This window comes from Duganella alba, assembly GCF_009674495.1.
Classification (GTDB): Bacteria; Pseudomonadota; Gammaproteobacteria; order Burkholderiales; family Burkholderiaceae_D; genus Rugamonas; species Rugamonas alba.
On the sequence record NZ_WKJN01000059.1, the window covers coordinates 1 to 12,214 of the forward strand.

12 protein-coding genes are annotated in these 12,214 nt (G+C 64.7%); 4 read left to right on the forward strand and 8 right to left on the reverse strand.

Annotated elements, in window-relative coordinates; all coding sequences use genetic code 11:
- The 4 genes from GJ695_RS28505 to GJ695_RS28520 form a co-directional block, all read right to left on the reverse strand.
- Positions 1 to 541: ligand-binding sensor domain-containing protein (locus tag GJ695_RS28505; protein ID WP_308493597.1), on the reverse strand; the 541-nt coding region annotated here is incomplete at its 3' end.
- 171 nt (positions 542 to 712) lie between these two features.
- A complete protein-coding gene (locus tag GJ695_RS28510) occupies positions 713 to 1,912 on the reverse strand; it encodes a BT3233 family polysaccharide utilization protein (protein WP_154370474.1) in 1,200 nt (399 codons plus the stop codon).
- A gap of 13 nt (positions 1,913 to 1,925) precedes the next feature.
- Positions 1,926 to 3,326, reverse strand: coding sequence for a glycoside hydrolase family 88/105 protein (locus GJ695_RS28515; RefSeq protein WP_166455360.1), 1,401 nt, complete (start codon positions 3,324 to 3,326; stop codon positions 1,926 to 1,928).
- A gap of 47 nt (positions 3,327 to 3,373) precedes the next feature.
- The gene (locus GJ695_RS28520) at positions 3,374 to 4,567 is read right to left on the reverse strand and encodes an MFS transporter (RefSeq protein ID WP_154370475.1); all 1,194 of its coding nucleotides are present in this window, start codon (positions 4,565 to 4,567) and stop codon (positions 3,374 to 3,376) included.
- A 70-nt stretch (positions 4,568 to 4,637) separates the two neighbouring features.
- Between GJ695_RS28520 and GJ695_RS28525 the strand changes: the two genes are divergently transcribed.
- The 3 genes from GJ695_RS28525 to GJ695_RS28535 all read left to right on the forward strand — a co-directional run bounded on the left by GJ695_RS28525 (position 4,638) and on the right by GJ695_RS28535 (position 7,527).
- Positions 4,638 to 5,090 carry a winged helix-turn-helix transcriptional regulator gene (locus tag GJ695_RS28525; protein WP_154370476.1) on the forward strand — a complete coding sequence of 151 codons (453 nt, stop codon included), beginning with the start codon at positions 4,638 to 4,640 and terminating at the stop codon, positions 5,088 to 5,090.
- A 99-nt stretch (positions 5,091 to 5,189) separates the two neighbouring features.
- A complete protein-coding gene (locus tag GJ695_RS28530; protein ID WP_154370477.1) occupies positions 5,190 to 6,380 on the forward strand; it encodes an acyl-CoA dehydrogenase family protein in 1,191 nt (396 codons plus the stop codon).
- A 10-nt stretch (positions 6,381 to 6,390) separates the two neighbouring features.
- Complete coding sequence (locus GJ695_RS28535) at positions 6,391 to 7,527, forward strand: acyl-CoA dehydrogenase family protein (protein ID WP_154370478.1); 1,137 nt, start codon at positions 6,391 to 6,393, stop codon at positions 7,525 to 7,527.
- A gap of 2 nt (positions 7,528 to 7,529) precedes the next feature.
- Here GJ695_RS28535 and GJ695_RS28540 read toward each other — a convergent pair whose 3' ends face one another.
- Positions 7,530 to 7,928 (reverse strand): VOC family protein, encoded by a 399-nt coding sequence (locus tag GJ695_RS28540; RefSeq protein WP_154370479.1) that lies wholly within the window; start codon positions 7,926 to 7,928, stop codon positions 7,530 to 7,532.
- Between the two features lie 180 nt (positions 7,929 to 8,108).
- On the opposite strand from GJ695_RS28540, the gene lpxO reads away from it, so the two are divergent.
- A complete protein-coding gene (gene lpxO / locus GJ695_RS28545; RefSeq protein WP_154370480.1) occupies positions 8,109 to 9,008 on the forward strand; it encodes a lipid A hydroxylase LpxO in 900 nt (299 codons plus the stop codon).
- Between the two features lie 148 nt (positions 9,009 to 9,156).
- Here the strand turns inward: lpxO and GJ695_RS28550 are convergent, their stop codons facing one another.
- The 3 genes from GJ695_RS28550 to GJ695_RS29745 form a co-directional block, all read right to left on the reverse strand.
- Complete coding sequence (locus GJ695_RS28550; RefSeq protein ID WP_154370481.1) at positions 9,157 to 10,887, reverse strand: FAD-dependent oxidoreductase; 1,731 nt, start codon at positions 10,885 to 10,887, stop codon at positions 9,157 to 9,159.
- Positions 10,888 to 10,893: 6 nt separating this feature from the next.
- On the reverse strand, positions 10,894 to 11,820 hold the full coding sequence (locus GJ695_RS28555) for a diguanylate cyclase domain-containing protein (protein WP_154370482.1): 927 nt from the start codon (positions 11,818 to 11,820) through the stop codon (positions 10,894 to 10,896).
- Positions 11,817 to 12,214, reverse strand: a 398-nt coding sequence (locus GJ695_RS29745) for a hypothetical protein (protein ID WP_166455416.1), incomplete at its 5' end; no start/stop codon positions are given. The genes GJ695_RS28555 and GJ695_RS29745, both read right to left, overlap by 4 nt.

The following is a 12,214-nucleotide window of genomic DNA, read 5'->3' on the forward strand; positions in this document are numbered from 1 at the left end:
GATGGTGGCGCACGGCGCCGCCGTTGGGAACGTCAATGTAGTCGAGGCCGGCGGCGCCACCGACCCAGATGCCGCCGCGCGCGTCGCTGGCCAGCGCCGCGACCGCCGGGCTGCTCAGGCCCTGGGGGCCGGCCGGGTAGCGGATGAAGCGTTCGGTTTGCTTGTCGTACATGGCGACGCCGTCGGTGGGCGTGCCCAGCCACAGCCGGCCCTGGCCATCGACATGCAGCGTCTGGACGAAGTCAGCCGGCAGCGAGTGGGGATCGTCGGCCTGGTAGAAGAAGTTGCGCATCTGGTAGCCGTCCCAGCGGCCGAGGCCGGTCTGGGTGGCCATCCAGATGAAGCCGTCGCCGTCCTGGGCGATGGCCATCACCACCGGGCCGGGAAAGCCGCGCTCGGCCGGCACCAGGTGTTCGAACATGGTCGGCGCCAGCTTTTGCCAGGGCGTGGGCGCGGCAATGGCCGGCGGCGGCGCTAGCGCCGCCATCAGCGTCAGGATGGCCCAGGCAGCTGCGGCAAAGGAAGAAAAAAGATCGCGCACAAGTCATCGTCGTAGATTCCCCATGCTCGATAGCAATGGGTATTGCGAGGTCTAGGATACGGAATTGTGCGGCCATTGTCTATTTATCCATTAGCAAAAACCGGGGTCAGTGCCGACATTCGGACATTTCGCGCGCGAAATGTCCGAATGTCGGCACTGACCCCGGTTGCTTTATGGGGCGACGGTGGCTTTCAGGGGGTGGCTGGCGCGGGCGGCCATCAGTTTGACTTTTTCCTGCCACTCGGCGGCCGACCTGGCGTGGCCCGCGCGGTCCCAGGCGGCGCCGATGTAGTAGCGCAGCGGCTTGCCGGATTCGACCGGGGCGACGATCAGCTCGTTGAACTGGTCTTCGGCGATGGCGCTCGCGCTTGGCAGCACGACGGCGGTGCCGAACGCGCCCTTCGTTGCTTGCGTGACCCATTGCGTCAGCGCCACGCCGTCGCGGCCGACGGCGATCTTTTCATCCTGGTTCTTGTCGGACGGCTTTTTGTTCAGGCCGACCGCCACCTTCAACTGCTGCGGGCCGCTGAAGGTGAAGGTGCTGTCCATGGTGTCGAAGTCCTGGCCGGCATCGACCGTGAAGCGCTTCACTTCGCTGACCTTGGTGCCGGCCGCATCCCAGCCTTCATAGTTCAGCTCGAAGATGGTGCGGATCGGGCCGTTGGCCAGCACTTTCCACGACGCGTAGTTGCGGCCGACGTACAGCTGCTTGCCGTCCCACACGCCGGTGCCGCCGGCGCCGCGCGACTTGCCGACGTTGTACATGTCCATGCCTTCACCCTCGTCGTGGTGATAGTGGTCGTGACCCTTGTTGTACCAGCGGTCGACGATCGGGTAGTCGACGCGTTTGAACCAGATGTCCAGGCCGCTCGTGACCAGCACTTCCTTGCCGACGCCGGCCGTGTCCGGCGCGGCCAGCGCCGGGCCGTAGGTGCGGTGGCCGACGTGGTCGTTTTCCCACGCGAAGTCATCCAGTCGCTCCGGCACGTAGCGCGCAAAGGTCTTGGCCGCGAACGGCTGCGTAACGGTCTCGGTCTTCTCGACCGTGAAGGTGGCCTGCTGCTCGCCGGCCGCAAAGCTGTGCTGGAAGTACAGCTCGCCATACGCGACGCCGATGCCTTTCGGGTCCTTGGCCTGCGGCGCCACATTGCTCACCTGGTAGGGCAGCACGTTGCCCTTGCTGTCCTTGATGGCGATTTTCTGGATCAGCGCGCCCGGCAGCGCGCGGTTGATCTCGCTCCACGGAATGGCGATGGTTTCCGATGGCCGCGCCAGGTCCAGGTCGTTGCTGACGGTGATCTTGGCCAGCTCGGCGGCCTGGGCCGCGCCGCCGGCCAGCAACGCTGCGATGGGCAAAAGGTAAGTACGCATGCGGTTCGTCTCCTTATTCATGGCTGTAGTTGGTGGCGCCGGAATCCTTCGGCACGTAATGGTAGGTGCGCAGCTTGACCTGGATATCGATCTTCGGATTGTTGATCAGGCGGATCATCTCGGCGCCGGCCAGCAGCGCCGGTCCGTAGCCGTGCAGCGCGTCGACGCTGGCCGGGCGGTTGTAGTAATAAATCTGGTCGCTGGCGAAGGTGGTGCCGACGCAGGTGCCTTCCACCTGGCCGCGCGCGTTGATGCGGCTTGACAGGCCCACCCAGCCGGCCTGCGCGATCGAACCATAGGTCGCCGGGCTGACCCAGCCTTCGTTGACGGCGTGCGCGATCACGTAGGTGAAGATGGCGCTGGCCGAGGTTTCCAGGTACGAATCGTTACGGTCCAGCATCTGGTGCCACAGACCTTCGCCCGATTGCAGTTCGGCGATGCCGCGCAGCGAGGCGCGCAGTTGCGCCAGCACTTTCGGATAGCCCGGATGGTCCTTCGGCAGCACGTCCAGCAGGTCGCTCATGGTCAGCACGGCCCAGCCGTTGGCGCGGCCCCAGTAGAAGCGCGGCGCGTCGGGATTGTTGGCGTTCCAGCCGTGGGTGTACAGGCCCAGTTGCGGGTTGTACAGGTATTGGGTCATTTGCAGCACGTTCTTGACGGCGTCGTCGTAGTACTCGCGCTTGCCGGTCAGGTGGCCCATCTCGGCCAGCGCCGGCACGCCCATGTACATGTCGTCGGCCCATAGCGAAATGGCTTGCGGACGTTGGCGCGCCAGCGTGCCGTCCTTCAGGCGGAACTGTTTCTTGGCGACCCAGTTGCCGCAGACGTCGATGAACTGGCCCATGTCCGGACCGACCTTGGCAAACCTGGCGCGGATCATGGCGGCGCACATGGAGCCGGCGTCATCCAGCGAGCGCGGATCGAGCACGCGCGCGAAGCTGTTGGCGCGCGCCAGATGGAACTGCTGTTCCTGCGCCTTGAAGTAGGGCAGCCTGTCGCTCATGAACTGGAAGTGGCGCGCGGTCATGGCGGTGTACTTGCTGTCGCCGGTGACGGCGGCGGCCTTCATCAGGCCGGCGTGCACCACGCCCATTTCGTAGACCTGGATGCCCCAGTCGGCGCTGCTCGGCTCGACGATGGCGTCGGCCACCGGCGTGCTGAAGTCGGTGATCTGGATGCCGCTGCCCTTGTGCACGACTCTGGTCGGCGTGGTCGCTTCCATATAAGCGCGGATGCGGTCCAGCGAGGCGGTGATCTCGGCCACGGTCGGCTTTTTGTACAGCACCGGATAAGTGCCTTCGCCGGCGTCGTAGACGCTTTTGTTGTCCGGGTTGCGGTAAGGGCCTTCGGCGTGGGCGGGAAGGGCGAGCAGGGATGCGGCGACAGCCGCGATCAGGGCGGTTCGGGAGGTCACGGGTTTTCGTCTCTTTTATAGTAAAACGTTTATTTGGTCAGACCATTCTAGATTGGTCCGGCCACTTTTGCAATCCGGACAGGCCACTTTGTGACGGCCCAGAACATCAGCGCGATCAGGCTCAGTCCGCCGCCGAGCAGGCAGACACCGTTCCAGCCCGCCTGCGCGTAGATGGTGGTGGCGGCCAGTGCGCCGGCGCCGCTGCCGACGGCGTAGAACAGCATGTAAGCGCCGATCAGCCGGCTGTGTGCGCCGTCGCTGCGCAAAATCATGCTCTGGTTGGTGACGTGCAGCGCCTGCACGGCCAGGTCCAGCGCAACGATGCCGGCGATCAGTGCGGGCAGCGAGTGCGGCGCCAGCGCCAGAAGCAGCCAGGACAGCGGCATCAGCAGCAGCGCGGCGGCGCTGGTGGCCTGCGCGTGGCCCCGATCGGCCCAGTTGCCGGCGCGAGCGGCAGCCAGCGCACCGGCCAGGCCGACCAGCCCGAAAGCGCCAATGGCGCCATGCGAGTAGCCATAGGGCGGGGCGCTCAACAGGAACACCAGCGCGCTCCAGAAAGTGCTGAACACGGCAAACATCAGCAACGCGATCACGCCGCGTACTTGCAGCACGCGGTTGCGCCGCAGCAGCGTGAACATGGAGGCGATCAGGCGCGCGTAGGCGAAGCGCGGCGCCCGGCTATCGGCTTGCACGAGGAGGGACGGCAGGCGGCGCCACAACAGCACGGCCAGCACCAGCATGATCGCGGCTGAGGCGGCATAGACGCCACGCCAGCCGGCCCGATCTGCAACCAGCCCGGCAAACACGCGCGCCAGCAGCAGCCCGGCCACTACGCCGCTCTGCGCCGCGCCGACCACACGCCCGCGCTCGGCCTCGACGGCGGCGCTGGCCGCGTAGGCGATCAAGCCCTGCGTCATCGCCGTGCCCAGCATGCCGACCGCCAGCATTCCCGCCATCAGCGCGAGCGCAGTGGACGCCATGCAGACGCCGGCCAGCGCCGCGGCCAGCGCCATCAACTGCGCCAGCATCAGGCGCCGCCGTGGCAGCAGATCGCCCAGCGGCACCAGCAACAGCAAGGCCAGCACGCTGCCCACCTGCGTTGCCGTGATGACGCCGCCGGCCGCCGCATGGCTGATGCCGAAATCCGCCGCCAGCGCATCCAGCAACGGCTGCGCGTAATACACATTGGCGACACTTAGCCCGCTGGCGCAGGCAAATAGCAAAACAAGGGACCGTGGCATGAGGCTCTCCAATCTGGTTTTAAATTAAAACTTCTTGCAGCCTACCGTAAACCAGTTTTAAAATGCAACCATGGCCAAACGAAAATCCCTGCAACACGATGACTGCCCGGTCGCCCGCGCGGTCGATCTGGTCGGCGACCGCTGGTCGATGCTGATCGTGCGCGACGCGCTGGACGGCATCCGCCGCTTCGGCGACTTCCAGCGCAACCTCGGCGTGGCGCGCAACATCCTGTCCGACCGCCTGAGTGCGCTGGTGGACGACGGCCTGCTCGCCATCCAGCCTGCCTCGGACGGCAGCGCCTACCAGGAATACGTCCTTACCGCCAAGGGGGAGAGCCTGTTCCCGGCCATCGTCGCGCTGCGGCAATGGGGCGAGCGCCACCTGTTCGCGCCCGGCGAAGCGCATTCCGAATTGATAGAGACCGCCAGCGGCAAGCGCGTCGCCGCCATGCAGCCGCGCGATCACGACGGCAAAATCCTCAAACCGTCCCATGCCGTGGTGAAAAAACTCGTTGAGAAGTGAACAAATGCCGTCAAACGGTCGCCCATTTAAATAACATGGGAGTACAATCATTTGGAACGGTCGTGCTTTTTTATGCGCCGTAAAAAATAAGGAGACAGCATGGATTTGACTTACACGGCTGCGGATCTGGCGTTTCGCGACATGGCGCGGGCATTCCTCGACGCCAACCTGCCAAGCGACCTGCAAAAGAAAGTCCGCAACCACCTGCGCCTGAGCCGCCAGGATTACGTGCGCTGGCACCAGATCGTCGCCCGCCAGGGCTGGTCGGCGCCGGCCTGGCCGGTGGAATACGGCGGCACCGGCTGGAGCGCCACCCAGCGCCACATCTGGGACGAAGAATGCGCACGCGCCGGCACGCCGCCGATCCTGCCGTTCGGCGTCAACATGGTGGCGCCGGTCATCATGGCCTTCGGCAACGAGGCGCAAAAAGCCCACTACCTGCCGCGCATCCTGAATTGCGACGACTGGTGGTGCCAGGGCTATTCCGAACCGGGTTCCGGTTCCGACCTGGCCTCGCTGAAAACCACCGCCGAGCGCGCGGGCGACCATTACATCGTCAACGGCCAGAAGACCTGGACCACGCTGGCGCAGCACGCCGACATGATCTTCTGCCTGGTGCGCACCGACACCAGCGTGAGCAAGCAGGCGGGCATCTCGTTCCTGCTGATCGACATGAAAACGCCGGGCATCACCGTGCGGCCGATCATCATGCTGGATGAAGACCACGAGGTGAACGAAGTCTTCTTCGACAACGTCAAGGTGCCGGTGCAGAACCTGATCGGCCAGGAGAACAAGGGCTGGACCTACGCCAAGTATCTGCTGGGCCACGAGCGCACCGGCATCACCGCTGTCGGCCGCTCCAAGCGCGAGCTGCTGTTCCTGAAAAAGATCGCCTCCGAGCACTTCAAGCACGGCAAGCCGCTGATGCAGGACCCGCTGTTCGCCGCCAAGGTCGCCAGCCTGGAGATCGACCTGATGGCGCTGGAAACCACCGTGCTGCGCGTGCTGACGCGCGAATCGCACACGCCGGGGCCGGAAGCGTCGATGCTGAAAGTGCGCGGCTCCGAAATCCAGCAGCAGCTGACCGAACTGATGGTCGAGGCGCTGGGACCGGATGCGATGCCGTTCGACACCGACTACCTGGAAGGCAAGACCGACCACGCCGTCACCGGCGACGACGCCGCGGCGCCGTTGAGCGGCTACTACTTCAACTACCGCAAGACCTCGATCTACGGTGGCTCGAACGAGATACAGAAAAATATCATCACCCAGATGATTCTGGGCCTGTAAGGGAGCGGCGATGGATTTCAATTTCAAGGAAGAACAGCAGCAGTTTGCCGACGCGCTGCGCCGCTGGGTCGACAAGGATTACAGCTTCGCCGTGCGCCACCGCATCATCCACTCGCAGAGCGGCGTGTCGGACGTGGCGTGGAACACGCTGGTCGAGCTGGGCATGACGGCCTTGCCGGTGCCGGAAGCGCAGGGCGGCTTCAGCGGCAACGCGGTCGACATGCTGGTGGTGATGCAGGAGCTGGGACGCGGCCTGGTGGTCGAGCCGTACTTCGCCACCGTGTGGGGCGCCAAGTTCCTGCAACTGGCCAACAACCAGTATCACCGGCTGGAGGACGTGGCCAAGGGCGAGCTGAAGCTGGCGTGCGCGCTGGGCGAAAAGCACTCGCGCTACGACCTGGCCGACATCAAGACCATCGCCAGCATCAACGGCGAGGGCTACCGCATCGACGGCACCAAGACCGTGGTGGTCCACGGCGGGCAGGCCGGGGCGCTGATCGTTTCCGCGCGCAGCGCCGGCACGCAGCGCGACACCAACGGCATCAGCCTGTTCGTGGTGCCGACCGACACGCCGGGCGTGGTGATCCGCGACTACCGCACCATCGACGGCCAGCGCGCGGCCACGGTGCAGTTCAACCATGTGGCCGTACCGGCCTCGGCCCTGCTGGGCAAGATGGGCGGCGGCTGGGACATGCTGGAAGAAGCGGCCGACTACGGCGTCAGCCTGCTGTGCGCGGAAGCGGTGGGGGCGATGGATGCGCTGTTCAACGCCACGCTGGAATACCTGAAGACGCGCAAGCAGTTCAACATCGCCATCGGCAGCTTCCAGGCCTTGCAGCACCGCATGGCCGACATGTACATCCACCTGGAACAGGCGCGCTCGATGGCGATGCTGGTGGCGGCGCGCATGTCGTGCGACGCGGAGGAGCGGCGCCGGGTGGCGTCGGCAGCCAAGGTGCGCATCGGCCAGGCGGCCAAGTTCATCGGCCAGCAGGCGGTGCAGCTGCACGGCGGCATGGGCGTGACCGACGAACTGCCGGCCGCCCACCACTTCAAGCGCCTGACCATGATCGAGCAGACCTTGGGCGATGTGGACCATCACCTGGAGCGCTTTGCCGCGCAGCGCGGTTTCCAGCAGCACTCGTAGGATCAGGCCTGAGGCGCCATCCAGACCAGGTTCCACAGGTGGCCGTCGAGGTCCTCGAAGCCCTGGTCGTACATGAAACCGTGGTCTTCCGGCGGATGCGGAATGCGCGCGCCGGCGGCGGCGGCCCTGGCGATCAGGCTGTCGATCTCCTGCGGGCTTTCGCAGCTCAGGCAGATGATCACTTCATTGGCCTCCCTGGCCTGCGCGACGGCCTTGTTGGTGAAGGATTTGAAGAAATCCTCCGTCATCAGCATGGCCTGGATGCAGTCTTCCACGACGACCATGAACGCCGCTTGGTCGTTGCTGAATTGCTGGTTGAAAGTAAAACCCAGCGCGGCAAAGAAGGCCTTGGACTTGTCCAGGTCCTTGACCGGCAGATTGAAGATGATTTGCTTGTTCATAGTGTCCCCATGGCGAAAGTGGATGGAATAACGGTTGCTTCATGCTGACGACGAATGATGGCACGCCAATTCGACAAGCGCGTCGGAAAATTTGTGGCTGCCCTGCGCCGAGTCGCGAAGAACAGTACAATAACTATTCATCAACGTATGCAAGGGCGGTATTGTGGGGAGGTATGAGATATGAAGTATGTTGCCGTGGGTTTTCTGTTTCTCTGCATTCTGCACGTCCATTTTCGCGGCAAGGTGCGCCTGCCTTTCATGCGTCAGCTGTTTGACCACTCGTCGTTCATGGCGCCGATCAACCTGTTCATGCAGGTGTTCTCGCGGGTGCCTGCGCAGCCGTTTCCGGACCCGGAGCCATGGGCCGATCTGGCGCCGCTGCAGCAGAACTGGCAAGTCATCCGTTCCGAGGCGGTGAATTTGCTGGCGCTGCAAAAAATCAAGGCGGCCGAGCAAAACAACGACGCCGGCTTCAATTCCTTCTTCAAAACCGGCTGGAAGCGGTTTTACCTGAAGTGGTACGCTGCCGGCCATCCGTCCGCCGAGCGCTTTTGCCCGCAGACGGTGGCGCTGCTGCGCGGTATTCCGTCGGTGAAGGCCGCGATGTTTGCCGAGCTGCCGCCCGGCGCCAAGCTCAACCCGCACCGCGACCCGTATGCGGGCTCGCTGCGCTATCACCTCGGCCTCTCGACGCCGAACGACGACCGCTGCTTCATCGAAGTCGATGGCCAGCGCCATAGCTGGCGCGACGGCCAGAGCGTGATCTTCGACGAAACCTATATTCACTGGGCCGTCAACGGCAGCGAGACCAACCGCGTGATCCTGTTCTGCGATATCGAACGTCCGATGCGCTTCCGCTGGGCCCAGGCGATCAACCGCTGGCTGGGGCGCACGCTCATGACCGCCGCCAGTTCACCCAACGAAACAGGCGACCAGACCGGCGTGATCAGCAAGCTGTTCACGATCTCCTATGTCATGGGACGCTACCGCCGTCGCTACAAGGAGTGGAATAAAACCGCCTACCAGGTCACCAAGGCGGGCCTGATTATCGGTTTGGTGGGATTGATTGTCTGGCTATGATGGGCAAGCAAACCCAGGACTAGCACAGGTGGAAACCTCGTCAAGGAGTTCCTTGACGATGGACGACCGAGCGTTATCGGCGTCAATCAGTACGGCTGGCTTGGCATGAGAAGGCAGCGGTGGCACTTCTCAGGAATGCATTTTTTTCTCAGACCGGCGGAACGCTGGCGAGAAAGGCGTGGATTTGCGCCACCACCGCGGCGCCTTCGCCGACGGCGGCCGCCACCCGCTTGGTCGATCCGGCGCGCACATCGCCGATGGCAAAGACGCCGGGGACGCTGGTCATCAGCGTCGATTGCGCGCGGACGCTGCGGACATAATCCTGCTCGACATCGCTGCTCTCGCACAACGGGGCCTGGTCAACCTCATCGCCGGTCAGAATGAAGCCGTGGCGGTCCAGGGCGATGCCGCAGCCGTCGAGCCAGCCGGTGTTCGGATCGGCGCCGATGAACAAAAACAGGCGCCGCGTCTGGCGCGTCGCTTCCTGGTTGCTGCGGGCGTCGCGGATACGCACCTGCTTCAAGCCATCGTCGTCGCCCTCAAGCCCGACAATTTCGGAATGGGTGTGCAATTCAATATTCGGATGCGCCGCGATGCGCTCGATCAGATAGCTGGACATGGTCGATGACAGGCTGTCCTTGCGGATCAGCATGTGCACTTTCGCCGCATGCGCCGCCAGATACACCGCCGCCTGGCCGGCCGAGTTGCCGCCGCCGACCAGCACGATTTCTTCCATCTTGCACAGTTGGGCCTCGACCGAGGAGGCCCAGAAATACACGCCACGCCCCTCGAACTGCTTGAGGGAAGTCAGCGCGGGGCGGCGGTAGCGGGCGCCGCACGACAGCACCACGGCGCGCGCCTTCAGCATCGTCAGGCTGCCGCACATTTCCACTTGCAAGGGCCAGCTGTCGCATATCAGGCGTCCCGCCGGCGCGGGAATGGCGATCTCGACGCCGAATTTTTCCGCCTGCACGTAGGCACGGCCAGTCAATCCTGCGCCGGAAATGCCGGTCGGGAAACCCAGATAATTTTCGATGCGCGCGCTGGCGCCGGCCTGGCCGCCGTAGGCGCGCGTTTCCAGCACCAGCACCGACAGCCCTTCGGACGCGGCGTACACGGCAGAGGCCAGACCGGCCGGCCCGCCGCCGACAATGATCAGGTCCCAGACCGTGTCTTCGCTCAAGTGCCTGAGCATGCCGATGCAGCGGCCCAGCTCGGCAATGGAGGGATTTTTCCGAAGGCCGACGCCCGGACAGATCACCAGCGGCCAGTCGTTCACGCCCGGCTGCTCGGCGGCGACCAGTGCCGCGGCACGCGCATCAGCCTGCGGATCGAGCACGGTGTAGGGATGGGAATTGGCGGTCAAGAAGCTTTGCAGCGCATGGATGCGCGCATGGCCCGGCGGCCCGATGAAAACCGGACCGCCCGAATTCCGCTCCAGCAGCGCAACGCTGCGCAGGATGAGCGAGCGTATCATCAGCTCGCCCAGGTCGGCGTGGGCCACCAGCAAGGCGCGCAGCGCTTCGGACGACAGGACCACGGCTGTCACGCGGTCGACGGCGATGCCGTCGGCCATCGAAGGGCGGTCCGACAGCTGGCCGATCTCGTCGCTGAACTGGCCGGCCTGCAAGGTCGCCATCAAGCTGTCCGAGCTGAAGCCGTCGTTGCGGTAGACCGCAATCCGGCCTTCCAGAATGAAGAGCGTGCCCGGCGTTTGCTGTCCGGCCTGATAAATCCGCTCACCGGCCTCGAACTGGCGCTCGGGGCCGAAGTGGCGGACGCGGCGCAGGTCGGCCTTGCTGAGGATGGGATAAATCTGTGCCCGGCGTTTCTCCAATGCCTCGGTGGGAAGTGGGGGATGCGCGGCACGAATGATCATGATGGGCTAGCTGTCGAGGCTGAGGCAATACCGGTTGCGCCCGGTCTGCTTGGCGCGGTAGAGGTTGTTGTCGGCGATGCGGATCAGCGGGCTGGGATCGTTGCCTTCGAGCGGCGGCTGGGCGGTGGCCAGGCCCATGCTGACGCTGACGTGCGGCGCCGTCAGCGAGGCGGCGTGGGGGATGTCGAGCTTGCGCACTTCTTCCAGGATGCGGTTGGCCACCACTTCGGTGCCGTCGGCGCCTTCCTGCGGCAGCAGCAGGATGAATTCCTCGCCGCCGTAGCGCGCCAGCATGTCCTGTGGACGGGTGGCGCAGCGCTTCATGGCGGCGCTCACCTGTTGCAGGCAGGCGTCGCCGGCCTGGTGGCCGTAGTGATCGTTGTACAGCTTGAAGTGGTCGATGTCGATCATGATCACCGACAGCGGCAGGCCGGCGCGCGCGCAGCGGCGCCATTCGGCATCGACGGTGTCGTTGAAGTTGCGGCGGTTGGCGACGCCGGTCAGGCCGTCGGTCATGCTCAGTTCGCGCATGGCGTCGCCCTGGCGCTTGATGGTCAGCTGGCTGCGCACGCGCGCGCGCACCACGGCCACGTTGAACGGCTTGCTGATGAAGTCGACCGCGCCGGCTTCCAGCGCCCGCGTTTCATCTTCCGGCTGGCTCAGCGCGGTGACGAAGATGACCGGGATGTCCTGCAGCCGGGGCGAGCTGCGCAACGCCGCCACCACCGCGTAGCCGTCCATGCCGGGCATCACGGCGTCGAGCAGGATCAGGTCCGGCTGCTGGTCGTGGGCGATCTGCAAGGCTTGCTCGCCGTCCAGCGCGAACAGCACTTCGTGTTCTTCGCGCAGCGCGTGGTGCAGGATCTGGATGTTTTCCATGGCGTCGTCGACCACGAGTATCCGTCCGTTCCTGGCCAGGTCGGTCCAAGTCATGCACTTTCCTTTCGCTGCAACATTTCTTCCACCATCTGGCGTGCGACCTTGAAGTTGAGGGTTTCCACGGCTTCACCCAAGGCCTGCGCCTGCCCGGTCGACGCCAGCGCCGGCCGCAGGGCCTTGAAATGTTCCAGTGCTTTCAGATTGTTATTCTGAAGCAAACCTTGTAACTCCGCCAGCTTTTGCGCCAGGTCAGAAGGGGGAGTGTTGCTTGTAGGAATATCCGGACGCGGCGCGGCCAGGTTGCGGGCGGTGCGGGCGACCAGGGCCAGCGCCTGCTCCAGCCGGTTGAGGGCGGTCGGCATGGCCAGCGTATCGGCCTCGGCGTCGTGCAGCACGGCTTCGGCCGCCGCCGCCAGCCGGGCGACATCGGCCGCGCCGAGGTTGGCGG